Below are 16,964 nucleotides of genomic sequence, written 5' to 3' on the forward strand. Positions count from 1 at the left end.
CCAGTCGTCTAATTTCGGGGCATGAAAATGTATTCTTTAAAAATCTGGGCTGACTGATATCAGCCAGTATTAGTTTTGAGTCGGTATTAGGTTAAAGGGCCGTTTTAGGCGTTAAAATGGATTCAGTCGTTACGAGTGCACGTTCGAGTGCCGCAGGGCTGTGGCCCAACTTGTTCATTAAGCTGGCACCTAACCACATGTGATACAACATTTCAGCGGTCGATTGCGGATCTTGCTCGGCGATTGAACTGTCGTTTATGCCCACTTGAACACAAGTCGTTAACCTCTCTATGATACCGGCGGAACCTTTAAGTAAGGCAACACGCATGGCTTCGGATAAATCGGCCACTTCGGCGCTGAGTTTCACGACCAGACACTTTTGATCTATGCAGCCATCGGCTTGTACGTGCAACCATTGTTGCCAGTATTGCATCAAGCGTTGATAGCCTGTCAGTGCTGAGTCATTGAACAATGCGTCTAAATCTAATTGATATTTTTCAAAATAATCAGTAATAAGCGCTTCGCCAAATTGTTCTTTGGATTTGAAGTAGTGATAAAACGAGCCTTTTGGCACTTCGGCCGCCTGCAGCAGTAGGGATAAGCCGACGCTGGAGAAGCCTTTGCGTACGATCAGCTTGTAGCCGATGTCGAGAATGTGCTGGCGAGTGGATTGAGTTTCAATTTTCATGTGGGTTAGGATAAATCAAATTAGACCGGTCGTCTAGTGTTGTTTTTATCGGCGATTTCAACACATTCGATTTAGTATGCTTTGCATTGTGAGTTTTACGCTGCCTTGAGCCAGGTTAATAAAATTGCCAAATTGATAAATGTCAGACGGATAAAGCATGCAGATGGTGAAATTGTGGCAAGGAGAAATGGTTCGGTAGGACAACATACTCACAGTGCTGAGATAAACCGTCACTGTGAGCATTCTATTCACGATTGATGTGAAATATTAATCGTACTGCCACTCAATCGAGATGATTAGAGGTAGCTACAGCAATATTCGGCAATGGCAGTATTGCGGATTTTAAAGCTAACATTCGCAGCCAGCTCAAATTGAGTGCCTTCGCTAAACTCCTGCCATACAGAGCTCTCCGGTAACAACACCTCAAAACGGCCGCTAGTCACTTCCATGATTTCGCCTTGGGAGGTTGAGAACTCATATTCCCCTGGTAATACAACACCTAAGGTTTGCTTGCTGCCATCGGCAAAAAATACGCTACGGCTAGCCACTTTGCCATCAAAGTAGATGTTGGCTTTTTTAGATACTGACACTTGCTCGAGTAAACTCATTATTAATCCTCTATAAATTGGCTTGGGATGAATTTATATGCATATTTAATAAATTTCCATGCATCATTTGTCGCATGGATGTGCGCATTGAATATAAGTTGATGCTAACGTTCGGTTTATCGCTTATTTCCCACTATATCATTTTGTTTGAAATGGTCGGTATGGCTTGGTTGTCATTTAAAGTTATTAATCATTTTTCTACTTAAAAATAATGAGTTGTCGGAATTTTAGTGAACTTTTGATGAAAATAGTCGGCACCGCTTTGTTTAGCTGAGATTCTTCTCCTATAGTTTTAAGGCAGGTTTGATTCTGCAAAGATTGAAGGAATGGAATTCGACGCGCGACAAGGAGTCTCACCATGGGTTTTACTCGTAAAATTCAGCTTATCAGTTTATTGATTGTCCTATTACCCCTCATATTTGCCACCGCAATAGTGACTTACATTGCTCGGGATGAATTGTTTGCCGAGGCTCAGTCTCGTTTAGTGGCAGTGCGTGAGATCAAGCAACGGCAGATTGTTGGCATGTTTCAGGACTTTTCCGATAACCTGCAGGCCGTCAGCGCCGTAATTGCCAGCCAAAAAAGCCTCGATACTCTTACTGACATAGATCAAACCTTGCAGTCATTAAATAAATCCCTCGGTTTTTATGACCTATTTATTATTAGTGACGATGGCACCGTTTTATATACAGTGGCGAAGGAGTCTGATTTCGGCACCAATTTGCGTACTGGACCCTTCCATGATTCGGGATTAGCACAGTTATTCAATAAGGCATTGGGATCGGCGGGCACAGTATTACTACAAGATTTTTCCGCATACGCGCCTTCAAATGGTCAACCTGCGGCATTTATTGGCCAGTCGATTCAGTTCAATCAGCAAAGATTGGTGGTGGCGGCTCAAGTATCAATCGATCGCATCAACAGAGTTATGCAAATTCGTGAGGGTATGGGGCAAAGTGGTGAAACTTATCTCATTGGCCCAAATAATCGTATGCGTTCTGATTCTTTTCTCGATCCCATTAATCGCACTGTTACGGCTTCGTTTGCAGGAACGGTAGCTCAGAATGGTGTCGATACGCTGGCGGTAAAGGAGGCGCTGGCAGGTAAATCGGGTGTGATGCAAGTGAATGACTATAACAATAATCCCGTTTTATCCGCTTATTCTCCTGTCGTTGAGCTCGGTTTACGTTGGGGTTTGATGGCTGAAATTGATGTGAGTGAAATAGCAGCTCCCGCCTACCGTATGATGTTTATCGGCTTATCTGTTTGTGCAGCAGCCTTAGTGTTGGCGTTCGCTGCCGCTAAGTTAGTTACAGGGTTTGTATTAAAGCCGCTCGGCGGTGAGCCTGAGGACATGTGTAACTTGACCAGTATGATCGCCTCTGGCGATTTAACTCATAATTTACCGCATGTTCAAACGGATAATCACCTGATGAGTTGGTTGGCGCGGATGCAAACTAAGCTCAAAGAAATCATCAGTCAGCTGGTGGGCGTTGGGCATGAACTTGAATCTGCCGCCGAACAAAACTCTGCCGCTATGACACAAGCCGATTGCAGTATTCAGATGCAGGCTAAAGAAACTGATATGTTGGCTACTGCAGTTGAAGAAATGAGTTATGCCGCAGCTGAAATCAGCACGAATACGATGAGATCCTCCGATGAAGTGTCCGCCTGTACCCATTCGAGTGAAATTCTTTCGCAAAACTTGGCTAGTACTCGTAAAAGCTTAAAAGTGACCTTGAGCAGTTTTGCAACTATTCATCAACAGGTGGGCAGTCTTGAGGCGGATAGTCAGAAAATCGGCTCAGTATTAGCTGTGATAAATGCGATTGCGGAACAAACTAATCTCTTGTCTCTTAATGCGGCGATTGAAGCAGCGAGAGCTGGCGAGCATGGTCGTGGATTTGCTGTGGTTGCCGATGAGGTGCGTCAGTTAGCGGTGAAGGTTCAGTTAGCAACTCAGGATATTGGGCAAGTGTTAAAAGGTATTCAGCAACAGTCAGGTGTGCTGGCGTTGCATAGTGTGACTTGTTCCACTGAAGCCTCTAAAACCGCAGAAGATGCGGATGGAATGCAGACCGCGGTGGATGATATTGCTTTGCGCTTAGAAACCTTAAAGGCATTAATGATTCAAACCGCAACCGCTGCGGAAGAACAAACAACGGTTTCGGCGACGATTGCGCAGGGGATTGCGGGCTTAAGCGTGGCGGCGGAGGAAAATAGTGCGGCTATCAGCCAAGTAGCAGCGAGTACGCGGAGTCTGTTGGGGTTAGCAAATCAGCTTGGTTTAACAACGGCACAGTTTAAGGTGTAGATATTTTTCGCTGCATTTACAGTGTTCTCACCTTAGTTGGTGCTGTAAATGTGACTGAGCTGGATGTTACACATCCGCCAGAAATGGATTTCTGGCGGATATTTTTATCAGGACTTCAGTTGGTTATCCCATGAGTGAGCATTAACGTTTACGCCAAATTGTCATTTCTGAGATGGAATGTTGGAATTTACGTTTAGTCTCGCGGATCACGAAGGGAATTTCCTTCACTGCGACCAGCTCAAATTGGCCGATCAAGGTTTCGGTCAAACCATCTAAGGTGGTGAAGTTCTCTCCTTTGACTTTAACGCCACCTAACCATTTATCCTTGGGCGTATAATCTTCAAGCCAAGTGTATGGCGAGGCAATCACAAGGTATCCACCTTGATTAATCCGCTGGGCAATACTGGTTAAAAAGTGTTTAGGCTCGTTCAACCTGTCGATAAGATTTGAGGCATAAACCAAATCATAACCTGTGTAGATGGGCTTTAAATTACAGGCATCACCTTGCATAAAGTTGACCTTTTTCGCCTCAAGCTCATATCCCAGTTTTGCGAGACTCGCACTCTTAAATTCCTGTAAGTCGCCTTCGGTGCGTATGGTGTAACGTTTTTCACCTTGTTCTGTCAGCGCATAGGCCTGTTGAATAAAGCGCGCCGAGAAGTCGATACCATCAACATGATCAAACACTTTTGCCAGCTCGAAACTCGCGCGACCAACGGAGCAGCCGATATCCAGGGCTTTAGCAGTATGAGTCAATTGAATTTCACTCAGCGCTTGCTGCACACCATTGACGCAGAAGTTAGCAACCCCGAAATATTCGGCGCCATAGTGAAATTCAAGGTATTGGGAAATCAGTTCATCCGTTTCGTACACATTGACCTCTTCCATTTGAGCTGGATTTTGGGTGGATTCCACATAGCGAAAGCCCGCGTGTTGATAAAAATGTCGACGAAACGAATAGCGTGATGAAGCTATTGCCTCATTACCCGTAGAGATCCACGAGCCGCCTTTGATGAGATTATGTTTGCCATCGAAGGTTGGGGTGGAGAAATCATCGTAAAGTGGGTGTACGGCGAAGCCGTCAAAACCGTCGATTGCGGTTTCTGTCCATTGCCAAACATTACCGACAATATCGAAAAAGCCATTATGTTCGAAGCGATTCACTGGGCAAGAAGAGGCGTAATAAGCCAAAGCAATATTGCCCGGCACTTCATGCCAATCGGGCGCATCGGCGGGCACATTCTCGCGTAAGATGTACCACTCAGCTTCAGTTAATAGACGTATATTGCTTTGCTTTTGTTCGGCTTTCCAATTACAGAAGGCCTTAGCTTCGAGCTGATTCACTTCAACAGGCCAGTTTAATGGCAGCGGAATTTCTTCCACTAAGTTACGTTGCCACCATTTATCTTGTCTTAAGCGCCAAAAACGCGGCATTTGTGCTTGGGTATAGGCAAGCCAAGCTTGGCCTTCTTCATTCCAAAATTGGGGTGAGCGATAGCCGCCAGCCTCGACGAATGCGAGATACTCTTGATTCGAGACTAAGAATTTAGCAGCCTTAAAGTCGTTAACGTTAAATATTTTATGGCCGTACTCATTGTCCCAACCGTAGGTTTGGTCTTGTTCAGTTTTGCCTAAGGTCACTTTTTGCCCTTTTACAGCCAATAAACTGTTGGCCTCGGCAGGGGCGGTGTCTTGGCACGCAGGCCAGAGGTGGTTGGGTGCGACATATTCCAGCGGCAGTTGGCGGATGATCACCGATGAGGTTTCTAAATGAATACGCTCATGTTCAATGCCCATCAAAATTATCCAAGCTGGGCTATTTTGAGTGATAGGTAACGCTAGAGGCATTTCATCGATAACACGATTGACGACAGCACTAACTTGTTGGCGATAGCTTCGCACCTCTGCCACATCCGGCCACGGATAATTTTGTTCGTTCAAATCATCCCAAGACATCTCATCGACACCAATGGCGAACATGGATTCGAAGTTGTCGTTTACCCGTTCATCGAGAAATTTACCGAGTTTGAGTTTGTTGATATAGAAAGTGGCCGTATGGCCAAAGTAAAAGATTAACGGATGGCGCAGCCGCTCGGCTTTGAGGTAATAGGCGCTATCTTCTTGGATCAAATCATACAGAGATTCGTATAAAGCCCATGTCTGATTAAAGTATTGCTTAAGCTCTTGACGCTTTCCGGCCTCAGTTTCACCAATGAGCTTAAGGGTTTGAGGGGGTTGCGTTATGGGCTTATCCATAGACAAGTAAACTCCGTATTTATCGGCCTGCGGTGCAAGCATGGGAAGATTAATCTATCGTGTGTGACTCTATACGCGATTACTGAGCTCAGGATCACTTTGTCAGCTTAATGTGTCGGTTTGAGGCAAAGTGTTTTACAAACTAACAGAAAGACCAATTGGGTCCAACATCAGTGCTGGAGCTTAAAGCATCTCAGGTATGACCCTCTGGTTTGGGATTATCTTACAAAGAAAGTGATGCTATCCCTTACAGGGATTAAAATTATTTTATCCCTGAAGAGTATTTTCTCTGTCGGGGTTAAGGCAGAATGATCCCGTCCGTAAAATTATTATGCAGGATATAACGGGATGACAATTAACGCATTATGGATACCCGCCTGGTATGAGCTTGATCCGTCGATCGTAGTGGGTGTGACTGAGGAGTTTGTTTTTCACAAGACTGCCGCAAACGAGGCGTTAAAGTTTTACAGCGGTGCAAAGGAAAACGATGCCGTTAAGGCAACCGGAACTATTTCGGCCATTAAGCACAATGTCTTGGGGGACATTGAAAGTGTCGATGCGCAGGGGCTCGATTATACGCTTGTGTTGCAAGATGGACGGCGTTTGTTAGTCAACGCAGAGGAAAACCCTGGCTTGGTTTATGAGTGGGTTGATGACAGTTGGCAGCCTTCAGATATGGTCATTACAGATTGGACATTAGCAGTACAATTTGCGTCTTTATCACCATTGACGCCAATAAAGTAATTGAAGGTTTATCGTGAGTAACTAGATGGCAAAGTGCAGTTAGCGCTCGGGATCCGAGGTTGACTGCACTTTTACTTGTTCAGCAAGTTGTTGGTATTCTTGTTTGATTTCTGCAATATAAACATCGTGAAAATTCAATTCATTAAATTCTTCTATACAGAGCTGATAACGGCGTAGCTGCTCAGATTTTTCTTCGGCGGTATCCCATATTTCCATTAGCATAGCGTTTGATTCCATTCATAAATTTAATATATGTATCCAGCATGCATTTTAACTATGTCTACTGATAATTAATCGAGTCGGCTTCAAAATGGTTACGCTTCATTTTGTCCTGAGACGTTATCTTTTCTATAAATCGATTTTAAACAAAGTGTTAGAGTTAACAGCTGTGTTATACCGTATGGGTGTATAACTGTTTTCCTCGTCTTCTTCGGGACAAATGCTTACATCAAGGCGCTGCCATATCCTTATAGTGTTTCTATCTTGATGATTGGATTGTGCCTGTGAGCATTTTGCTCTAGATTGATATTTCTTTGTTTTTATCTTCTGGCCTTGATGCTTTTTTGCCCTTTGGAGCCGTGTAATGGCTAATATTCTGTTAGTTGCCAATCTCAACTGTGATCGGATCTTACTGCTTGATAAACCTTTAAAAACGGGTGGACGTTTCCATTATCAAGATGGCGGCCAAAGGCTCGGCGGCGGTGGAGCAAATACCGGATTAGGTTTAGTCTGGGCAGGGCATAGTGTCGCGCTGGTGAGTCAAGTGGGCCGTGATGACATGGGGGATTGGCTCATTGCAGAAGCCAGTACTCAAGGGCTCGATTGTCGTTTAGTGCAGCGCCGCGCCGGCAATACATGCGAAATGCTGCTTGTAATGACGCCAGATGGCGAGCGCACCATTATTCGGCCACAAAGACCCATATTTGAATTATCTGTACCGCCGAAATGGCAGCAATGGGACGCGTTGTATTTTAATACTTCCGCTGAAGGCTCTGTCAGCTGGGCAAAAACAGCTTTAGAACATTGTCTTGTGGTCGCGCAATTAGCCAAGGACGACAGACAGAGACCTTGTCATATTTTATTGGCCTCCATGAGTGATATTCAGGGGCGTTGTGATGGCGCATCTTGGGAATATGGCAAAAGCATTGGCGGCGATTGTCTGCGTTACTTTATTGTCACCGATGGTATCAATGGGGCTAAGGTTTACACGCATGATCAAGTGCAGCATGTTGCAGCTATCCCTGCCACAGTTGTTGATACCACTGGCGCGGGTGATGCCTATGCGGCAGGGTTGATCCACAGTCTCTGCATCGGCCTGTCGATTACTGAGGCCATGGCAGAAGGGGCGATTTGGGCGGCATTTGCGGTGGCAACTGATAGTTCTATTCCGGGTGAGGCACTAAAACAGTATTTAGAGGCGAAGCAAATCGCATGAAAATCTGCGGGCGAGCAGTTTGAGTCATCTTTTTGTCATACGTCCTTGCTAGAGTATGTCTTGTGGCGCATAGCTTGTCCCTTAACGTTTTCTTGTACTTTTCTCCCATTTATTGGTTAGTATGTTTTTTGCCTCGTTTCCCCAACGAGGCATTTTTTTGCTCAAAATAAAGTTATTCCATCGTAGAACGCCAATACGACAGAAATCTTGTGCGGCCATGGCGCAATTGCGTTAACATTTATTCAACTAAAATAGTTATCGTTAAATTAAAATAATAAGCCACTCAAGGTGTTCTGTAGTCTTTGGAGTTGAGAATGGGCAATAACGCTTGGAATGATAAAAATAAATTTATTTGGCTTCTGTCTGTTTTGCTTTTGGTCGCCTTTTTAGTGACCAGCGGTATCAGTTACAAAGTAGCCCATGATTCACTGAGCCAACAAATAGAGAGCAATACCTTACCGCTCACAAGTGACAATATTTATTCAGAAATTCAACAGGATTTGTTACGACCCATCTTTATTTCATCCTTGATGGCGCAGGATACCTTTGTTAGGGATTGGACCTTAAGTCATGAGCAAGAGCCCAAAAAACTCATTCGTTATCTTAAGGAAATCCAAGAGAAATACGGTACAGTCACTAGCTTTTTTGTGTCTGAGAAAAGTCGAAATTATTACCATTCCACGGGCATTTTAAAACAAATCCAAGATGTAGAGCCTGACGATGCTTGGTATTTTCGAGTGCGTTCTTTACCTGAATCTGAACATTATGAGGTCAATATTGATGCCGATACGGCTGATCGCAGTAAGACAACAGTATTTGTGAATTATAAGGTTTTTGATTTTGAAGGAAAATTTATTGGTGTTACCGGTGTGGGGTTGGCGGTTGAAAAGGTTAAAGCCTTAATTGAGTTATATCAAAAGCGTTATAACCGCCGAGTGTTTTTTACCGATCGGCAAGGTAATGTCACTTTGCATGGCGATCAATATGACGGTACGGATTCGCTGCAAACGAACGTAGGGCTTGATAATTTGGCTACGCGTATTTTAACCAGCCCAAGTGCCGCCTTCAGCTATCAGAAAAACGGGAAAACGGTTTATCTCAATAGTCGCTTAGTTCCTGAGTTTAAGTGGTATTTGATTGTTGAGCAGGAGGATGCGCCACAAGAGCGGGAACTGTTAAATACGTTTTGGGGTAATTTGGCGTTAAGCCTAATGGTGACCCTAGGTATTTTATTCATCTCAAACATGACCTTAGGTCGTTATCAGCGCAAACTAGAAATTATGGCTTCTACCGATAAGCTCACTGGCGCCGCTAACCGTCAGGTGTTTGATGAGTACTTTAGGCAGGCGTTAGATAAAGCTAAGCTGACACAATCGCCGATTTCAATACTCTTGTTGGATATCGACCACTTTAAAAAAGTGAACGACAGTTATGGGCATGGGATTGGTGACTTAGTATTAAAAACCATGACTAATATGCTGCGTGGTTTACTGCAACAACAGGATATTTTATGTCGCTGGGGCGGTGAGGAGTTTTTAATTTTACTCCCTGAGATGGATTTATCTCGAGCGGCAGAACTGGCAGAACAGATCCGTGACCTCATTTCCCAGCGGGAAATTAAAGTGAATGGATTGCACATTTCTATTACTGCCAGTATTGGTGTTGCTGAGCATCAAGTGCAAGAGCCCGCAGAGGACCTTATCAAACGTGCCGATCTGGCCTTGTATCAGGCAAAAGAAGCGGGCCGAAATCAAGTGGTGTTAAATCATTCATAGACTCTACTCGGTTCTTCTTGGCAGCAATGTTTAGTCTACCTTTGTGGGTTATGGCGCGGGTTGATTGTGTTATTGGCGTATCGCGGTTTACACTCTGACAGTAATGCGCGATAGGCCATTGATTTGGAGTTGCTGATGTCAAAGTTGTTGATTAATAAATTGTCTGGATTGTACTTAGGAACCCATCTTCAAGAAATGTCCGGAGTTGCTACGGGGATTGATGGTAAGCAAGCGGCTCAACAACTGTTAGTGCATATCGACCATGTTGAAGGGGACGCGCAGGCCGATCCAAAACACCATGGCGGCCTTGATCGCGTGCTACATCATTTCCCCCGCGAGCACTATGGCCAATATCGTCGTTGGGATTTAATCACCCTGCTCGAAGATGTGCCCAGCATGGGAGAGAACATTAGCACCGTTGGACTGAACGAAACTCAAGTCAATATTGGCGATATCTTGCAAATTGGCGCAGTAAAAGTGCAAGTGACTCAGCCGCGTTCACCTTGTTTTAAATTGAATCTGCAATTTGGTCACAGAGAATTCGCACTCGCCATGCAGCAAAGCCAATTATGTGGTTGGTTTTATAGAATCTTAACCCCAGGGATTATTCAGTTAAACGATAAGATTGAATTAGTTGAGCGTCGTACTGATATCAGTGTTGCCGAGGCCATGTCACTCTATTTCTCGCCAACGTTTAATGCTAGTGCCTATGATCGTTTAGCTTCCTGCGAGGGATTAGCGCTGAGTTGGGTTAATAGCCTACAACGCCGTTTAGCATTACAGACAGTAGAAGATTGGCAAATGCGTTTATATGGGCCGAGTGGAAAATAAGGCTTTATATTCAAAATGATAAAACAGGGATGACCTATGATTGAACCCGTGACAAAAAGTGATAAAGATTTTGGCTTACTGGTATACGCCTCAAGTTTTATTGGATACTTAGTGCCGTTGGGCTCTATTCTTGGTCCTTTGATCATTTGGCTGATGAAGCGTGAAGAGTCCGCATTTGTTGATCAATGTGGCCGTAGTTGCTTGAACTTTAAATTGAGCCTGTTGATTTATGTGATCATCAGTGGCGTATTAGCTTTGGTCGGCATTGGTTTCATCTTTTTAGCCATACTCGGCATATTCGATTTGGTGTGCACTGTGCTGGCGATTATTAAGGCCAGCGAAGGTAAAGTGTATCGCTATCCATTAACGATTAAATTTATTGCTATGGATTAATTACCTCTGCGAGTTAAAGAAAAACGCCTTAGATGGAAACATCTAAGGCGTTTTTTATGGCGTAAGTTTTAAGATTTTACACCTTAAACTTGGCCACTAAGGTATCTAAGCGGTGTGACAGTTGATTCAAGGCTAAACTCGCCTGTGCCGCCGCTTGTGCAGTATTGGCAGTACGTTGAGTAATGTCATTGATTTCAGTGACGTTACGGTTTATGTCCTCCACCACTGTGGATTGTTCTTCCGTTGCCGCAGCAACTTGAATGTTCATGTCGCTGATAAGACCAATGCGATCGCTAATGCCAATTAACGATTTGCTGGCTTCATCGACGGCCACAACGCCTTCGTGGGAGCGGGTACGGCTCTGGGCCATCGCATTAACCGCGCGGCTGGCTTCCGATTGCAGCTTGTCGATCATGCCTTGCACTTCATTGGTCGATGCTGCTGTGCGTGAGGCTAAGTTACGTACTTCATCGGCCACGACAGCAAATCCGCGTCCAGCTTCGCCGGCACGTGCTGCTTCAATGGCCGCGTTAAGGGCTAACAAGTTAGTCTGCTCAGAGATTGCGCGGATCACATCTAAAATACCACCGATGGATTTAGTGTGGGTCGCGAGGGACTCAATCACTTCACCCACTTGGCCAACGTCTTTCGACAATTGGTTAATGGTATCGCGGGCACGGGTTACCACAACTTGGCCGCTGCTGGCTTCAGTATCTGCATCTCTGGCGGCAACCGCAGCTTGGGCGGCATTACTGGCAATTTCGTTAACCGTCGCGCCCATTTCATTAATGGCCGTTACCACCATCATAGTGCGATCTTTCTGCTCGTGGCTGTCTTCTAAGGTTTGTTGTGCCTGATTCGACACATCCTTAGCCGAGAAACCGAGCTGTTCGCTGGTTTGTGCCACTTCGATGACAGATTCCTGTATCTTGCTGATAAAGCTGTTAAATCCTTTGGCGAGCTGTGCAATTTCATCTTCACCATTGACTGGTAGACGTTGACGTAAGTCACCTTCGCCTTCGCCTATGTCGTGGAACATGGCGGCAACTTGGGCAATAGGACGACTCACAGAACCTGCCACTACGATGGCGAGTACAATAAAGCCCGCTGCAATTATTAGCGTCCAGATTAAGATCTGATAAGCCGCTTCGGTTAATAGTGCGAATACTTCGGCCTCTGGCACCTGTGCGACTAAGTACCAATCCATAGATGCGATATAACTACTGGCAACCAGCATGTTTTCGCCATTGATTTTGGTATTGATCAGATTGAAATCACTGCGGTTTAATAATGAGCTTGAACTCGCACCCTTGTATAAGTTGCTTAGGCTGCTCTTACCAATTTGGCTCGTATCTGGGTGGAGTTTTACCTCACCTTTAGCATCCACTAAGTAGACTAAACCAGTTTCTTCAATCTTAAACGAGCTCAGCAAACGCACCATGTCATCGAGTGATTTAGCAAGCCCGACTAAGCCGCGACCATTGGGTTGTTGGTAGTTGATGAAGAGTTTGACTTCGCCGTTGGCCTCAGTAAATACGTTCAACATACGTTCTTGGCCACTGTCTCGGTAACCAAAAAACCAGCCATCCTGCGCAGGAGTGAGCACTCGCAGAAAACCATCTTGAGTGTAGTAGGCGGCAGTTTGTCTATCTGCGTAGGAAGCTTGTGCTAGCTTATACTGACGAGTGATGTCTTTGAGTTGGGCTACGACTTGGGGTTCTTGGGCCTGTGGTCTACCGTCTTCTAGCCATTGCAGTAACATGCGGCTACTGGCCAATTGCTCTGCAGCATTCATCAAAGTGGAAATGTCGAGATCGATCTTATTGCGAATTTGCATCATTAAGCTCGGTAATTCCGAACCTAACATCCTTTGTTGTACGACATTTTTCGCGCTACGTTGGCTTAATACGCCGACGAGTATGGTCGACAACAGTACTGCAAATGTCACTGTTAACAGAATTTTCTGCTTAATGGTGAGGTTATTAAATATCATAAATATCAATATGCCTGTGTTGGACTATTTTGAGTTATCGGTCAACGCACTCTTGTACGGTAAAAGATTATCGGACAGAAATGTGAAAAGTTAACCTTAGTCTAGGCCGGTTGCCGAATAAAACAGCGTATAGAACACTTATTTGGCCTAACCTGTTGGTCTTGCTGTAGATCTAATTATGTAGAGTATAGATGGAAATGAGATGGTGATTGAAAACGAACTCTTTTTTGTGTGGCAATTGTGGCCAATGTCGCGAGTAAGGGCAAGCAAAAAAAGTGAACTATTCGTGTAAAAGGTGAAAAAAAGGCGCTCCACTGAGCGCCATAATTTACATTTATCATCCAAATGTTACATGTTGGGGTAGTTTGGACCACCACCGCCTTCCGGTGTAACCCAAGTGATGTTTTGGCTCGGATCTTTAATGTCGCAGGTTTTGCAATGAATGCAGTTTTGCGCATTGATTACAAACTTGGGTTGACCCGCCTCTTCGACGATTTCATACACGCCGGCTGGGCAGTAACGCTGTGCTGGCTCATTAAACTGAGTCAAGTTAATGCCCAGTGGAATACTGCTGTCCTTGAGACGTAAATGGCAGGGCTGATCTTCCTCATGATAAGTGCTCGACAGATACACTGAGGACAGTTTATCGAAGCTAAGCTTGCCATCGGGTTTTGGATAATCAATCTTGCTGTAAGCGCTCACAGGTGCCATTTGCGCATAGTCTGGGTGCTCATCACGCAGTGTGATAGGGAACTTTCCGCCAAACCAGTTTTGATCTATATAGTTGAATGCGCCGCCTAAATAGGTACCAAATTTGTGCATTGCTGGACCAAAGTTGCGGGATTTATGCAATTCTTCGTATAGCCAGCTTTCTTCAAGGTGGGTTTGGTAACAGTCGAGATCTTTACCGCCTTCAACCCCAGCCATCATGGCTTTACCTAAGGTTTCTGCTGCAACAATTCCGCTCTTCATCGCAGTGTGAGTGCCTTTGATTTTCGCAAAGTTCAACGTACCCGCGTTGCAGCCTATGATAAGACCGCCAGGAAAACTCATCTTAGGTAGCGAGTTTAAGCCGCCTTTAGTAATCGCGCGGGCGCCATAACTAAGGCGTTCGCCACCCGTTAAATACTTAGCAATCACAGGGTGGGTTTTATAGCGCTGGAATTCGTCAAATGGGCTCAGATGCGGATTTTTGTAGTTCAAATCAATAATAAGGCCGACCGCAATTTGATTATCTTCCATGTGATAAAGGAAGCCGCCACCCGATGCGCCCTCGGTTAATGGCCAGCCACCTGTGTGAACGACTTTGCCTTGTTCGTGTTGCTCGGCGGGGACTTTCCAAATTTCTTTGAAGCCTAAACCGTAATGCTGTGGTGTTTTACCATTATCTAAATGGTATTTTTCGATAAGTTGCTTGCCTAAGTGGCCGCGGCAACCTTCGGAGAAAACGGTATATTTAGCGTGCAACTCCATGCCTGGCATAAAGCTGTCTTTGGGTTCGCCATCGGCACCCACTCCCATATCACCAATCAAAATACCTTTAACGCTGTTATCGGCGTTAAATAGCAGTTCACTGGCGGCAAAGCCGGGGAATATTTCGACACCGAGTTCTTCTGCGCGATTGGCAAGCCAGCGGGACAGATTACCGACGCTGATAATAAAATTGCCGTCGTTGTGCATGGTTTTTGGCACAAAAGCATTAGGCATGACTCTGCCGTCGGTGGCTGAGCTGAGTAGGTAGATTTCGTCGTGGGTGACAGCGGTTTTTATTGGGGCATCTTTTTCGCGCCAGTCGCTGAATAGCTCGTCTAGCACTTTTGTCTCGAACACTGCGCCTGACAGAATATGCGCGCCCACTTCTGAGCCTTTTTCTACCACACAGACGGTAATTTCTTTACCTGAATCCTGTGATATTTGCATTAATCGACATGCCGTGGCCAAGCCAGCTGGACCAGCACCGACGATAACAACATCGAATTCCATTGATTCGCGTTCCATCAGTTCACCTCTTCCTTCACGTTTCCCCGATTTTTATCGAGTGTTGTAGTTTGTAAACGGGCGTTTTATTGCTTGCACCACCTTACCTGAAAATAAGATAAGGTCACAGTGGATTAAGCTGCTGTTTAGTCTAATTCAATACAAATCTTTAGGTGAGGACTGTCACAGATTATTCACGCTAGCGTGATCTAGGTTAATAAATACCTGTTTAGGGGTATAGCTAGTGAGTACTTTCGGCCTATAATCACCGACGACGGTTCTCCGAGCTTGCCTGCCTAAGTCGAAAGATATGGAGGTGTAGCCGTGGTAATAATGCCACCGGGGTGGGATAAGAAATGCTCTCACCTCCCACACTTGGAAAGGTGATCATGTCTCAATTACAAGACAGCTTTGGTCGAAAATTTCACTATTTACGGATGTCAGTCACTGACGTTTGTAACTTCAAATGCAGTTACTGCCTCCCTGATGGTTATCATCCTGAAGGTAAACCAAAATTCTTATCTCTCAATGAGATAGAAAACTTAGTCTCCGCATTTAGCCAAGTCGGCACCCAAAAAATCCGCATTACAGGCGGTGAACCTACCCTGCGTAAAGACTTTACCGACATCATTCGTGTCGTCGCCGATAACCCGCGCATTCATACTATTGCGACGACCACTAATGGATATCGACTCGAAAAGCATGCCAAAGAATGGTTCGATGCTGGCTTGCGTCGTATCAATGTGTCCGTGGATAGTTTAGATCCCAAAATGTTTTACCAGATCACCGGCGAAAATAAGTTTGATGAAGTGATGCGGGGGATTGATGCCGCCTTGTCAGCAGGTTTCGAGCGAGTAAAAATCAACGCCGTACTGCTTAAAGGCTTAAACGATAAAGATTTGCCACGTTTTTTACACTGGATTAAACACACGCCAATCGACCTGCGTTTTATCGAGCTGATGGAAACGGGTCTTGGTCGTGAGTATTTTGAAGCACATCACCTAGCGGGCGCCGACATCAAAGCACAGTTACTGGCAGATGGCTGGCAATTAGATACGCCAAGCGCCTCCGATGGTCCAGCCCAAAATTTCAGCCGCAGCGATTATCAGGGCCGTATCGGCCTGATCATGCCCTATGCCAATAATTTTTGTGCTACCTGTAACCGTTTACGGGTATCTGCTAAGGGTAAATTGCACTTGTGCCTCTTTACGGAATCCGGTGTCGATTTACGTGATCTGCTACAGCATTCTAACCAGCAAGCGGAATTAATTGAGCGTCTGCACGGTCAATTAGCCCAGAAGAAAGAAACCCATTACTTGCATCAAGGCATCACAGGTGTCACTCAGCATCTTGCCTCTATTGGCGGCTAGACCTGGTTTTAGGTCTGTTGCCATAGCCAATTTAGCGCGAGTATAAGTTCAATTTCCCTTGTACCCTGTTTTGACCTCAATTAAAGGATCGCTCCAATGAGCAATGTATTTACTCATATTAATGCCGATGGCAATGCCCATATGGTCGATGTAACTGAAAAAGCCGTTACCGAGCGCGAAGCCCGTGCAGAAGCTTTTATTGAGATGGCGAGCACGACACTCGAGATGATCATGAGTGGCAGCCACCACAAGGGTGATGTGTTTGCGACCGCGCGTATTGCGGGCATTCAAGCTGCGAAAAAAACCTCAGATCTTATCCCTCTCTGCCATCCGCTGATGCTAACGAAAGTTGAAGTTGATTTAGAGGCACAACCTGAACATAACCGCGTGCGTATTACTAGCCTGTGCAAGTTATCCGGCAAAACGGGCGTAGAGATGGAAGCGTTAACAGCAGCTTCAGTGGCGGCGTTAACTATCTATGACATGTGCAAGGCTGTGCAAAAAGATATGGTGATCTCCCAAGTCCGTCTGTTGGAAAAGCGTGGCGGCAAGTCGGGACATTTTAAGGTTTAGCGGATCA

The 16,964-nt window shown here is 45.2% G+C and carries 14 protein-coding genes and 1 riboswitch; of the genes, 8 read left to right on the top strand and 6 right to left on the bottom strand.

Features of this window, described 5'->3' with window-relative positions:
* Positions 1-91 precede the first annotated feature (91 nt).
* Together KO533_RS15405 and KO533_RS15410 are read right to left on the bottom strand one after the other, a co-directional pair.
* Positions 92-688, bottom strand: coding sequence for a TetR/AcrR family transcriptional regulator (locus tag KO533_RS15405; protein ID WP_219254976.1), 597 nt, complete (start codon positions 686-688; stop codon positions 92-94).
* A gap of 296 nt (positions 689-984) precedes the next feature.
* Positions 985-1,296: a pyrimidine/purine nucleoside phosphorylase gene (locus tag KO533_RS15410; protein ID WP_219254978.1), complete on the bottom strand. Its 312-nt coding sequence runs from the start codon at positions 1,294-1,296 to the stop codon at positions 985-987.
* A gap of 358 nt (positions 1,297-1,654) precedes the next feature.
* Between KO533_RS15410 and KO533_RS15415 the strand changes: the two genes are divergently transcribed.
* Positions 1,655-3,610, top strand: coding sequence for a methyl-accepting chemotaxis protein (locus KO533_RS15415; protein WP_105251072.1), 1,956 nt, complete (start codon positions 1,655-1,657; stop codon positions 3,608-3,610).
* 141 nt (positions 3,611-3,751) lie between these two features.
* Here KO533_RS15415 and ovoA read toward each other — a convergent pair whose 3' ends face one another.
* Entirely contained in the window at positions 3,752-5,866 is a 2,115-nt protein-coding gene (ovoA, locus tag KO533_RS15420) for a 5-histidylcysteine sulfoxide synthase (RefSeq protein WP_219254980.1), read from the bottom strand.
* A 348-nt stretch (positions 5,867-6,214) separates the two neighbouring features.
* Here ovoA and KO533_RS15425 point away from each other — a divergent pair, with 348 nt between their 5' ends.
* Positions 6,215-6,610, top strand: a complete 396-nt coding sequence (locus KO533_RS15425) for a hypothetical protein (protein ID WP_105251074.1) — start codon at positions 6,215-6,217, stop codon at positions 6,608-6,610.
* A 39-nt stretch (positions 6,611-6,649) separates the two neighbouring features.
* Here KO533_RS15425 and KO533_RS15430 read toward each other — a convergent pair whose 3' ends face one another.
* The gene (locus KO533_RS15430; protein ID WP_105251075.1) at positions 6,650-6,832 is read right to left on the bottom strand and encodes a hypothetical protein; all 183 of its coding nucleotides are present in this window, start codon (positions 6,830-6,832) and stop codon (positions 6,650-6,652) included.
* Between the two features lie 361 nt (positions 6,833-7,193).
* Here KO533_RS15430 and KO533_RS15435 point away from each other — a divergent pair, with 361 nt between their 5' ends.
* The 4 genes from KO533_RS15435 (at position 7,194) to KO533_RS15450 (ending at position 11,044) form a co-directional block, all read left to right on the top strand.
* A complete protein-coding gene (locus KO533_RS15435) occupies positions 7,194-8,045 on the top strand; it encodes a PfkB family carbohydrate kinase (protein ID WP_219254982.1) in 852 nt (283 codons plus the stop codon).
* Positions 8,046-8,359: 314 nt separating this feature from the next.
* Complete coding sequence (locus tag KO533_RS15440; RefSeq protein ID WP_219254984.1) at positions 8,360-9,820, top strand: diguanylate cyclase; 1,461 nt, start codon at positions 8,360-8,362, stop codon at positions 9,818-9,820.
* A gap of 135 nt (positions 9,821-9,955) precedes the next feature.
* Positions 9,956-10,651 (top strand): MOSC domain-containing protein, encoded by a 696-nt coding sequence (locus tag KO533_RS15445; protein WP_219254986.1) that lies wholly within the window; start codon positions 9,956-9,958, stop codon positions 10,649-10,651.
* A 36-nt stretch (positions 10,652-10,687) separates the two neighbouring features.
* Positions 10,688-11,044 (top strand): DUF4870 domain-containing protein, encoded by a 357-nt coding sequence (locus tag KO533_RS15450; protein ID WP_105251079.1) that lies wholly within the window; start codon positions 10,688-10,690, stop codon positions 11,042-11,044.
* 76 nt (positions 11,045-11,120) lie between these two features.
* Here KO533_RS15450 and KO533_RS15455 read toward each other — a convergent pair whose 3' ends face one another.
* Both KO533_RS15455 and KO533_RS15460 read right to left on the bottom strand, forming a co-directional pair.
* Positions 11,121-13,037, bottom strand: a complete 1,917-nt coding sequence (locus KO533_RS15455) for a methyl-accepting chemotaxis protein (RefSeq protein ID WP_219254988.1) — start codon at positions 13,035-13,037, stop codon at positions 11,121-11,123.
* A 348-nt stretch (positions 13,038-13,385) separates the two neighbouring features.
* Entirely contained in the window at positions 13,386-15,035 is a 1,650-nt protein-coding gene (locus KO533_RS15460) for an electron transfer flavoprotein-ubiquinone oxidoreductase (protein ID WP_105251081.1), read from the bottom strand.
* A 247-nt stretch (positions 15,036-15,282) separates the two neighbouring features.
* A riboswitch (molybdenum cofactor riboswitch) is annotated at positions 15,283-15,416 on the top strand.
* On the opposite strand from KO533_RS15460, the gene moaA reads away from it, so the two are divergent.
* Both moaA and moaC read left to right on the top strand, forming a co-directional pair.
* Entirely contained in the window at positions 15,404-16,384 is a 981-nt protein-coding gene (moaA, locus tag KO533_RS15465; protein ID WP_105251082.1) for a GTP 3',8-cyclase MoaA, read from the top strand. It overlaps the preceding riboswitch by 13 nt.
* Before the next feature lie 96 nt (positions 16,385-16,480).
* Positions 16,481-16,957, top strand: coding sequence for a cyclic pyranopterin monophosphate synthase MoaC (gene moaC, locus KO533_RS15470; protein ID WP_006079755.1), 477 nt, complete (start codon positions 16,481-16,483; stop codon positions 16,955-16,957).
* The last annotated feature ends 7 nt before the right edge of the window (positions 16,958-16,964 follow it).

The organism is Shewanella sp. NKUCC05_KAH (genome assembly GCF_019345585.1).
Taxonomy (GTDB): Bacteria; Pseudomonadota; Gammaproteobacteria; order Enterobacterales; family Shewanellaceae; genus Shewanella; species Shewanella oncorhynchi.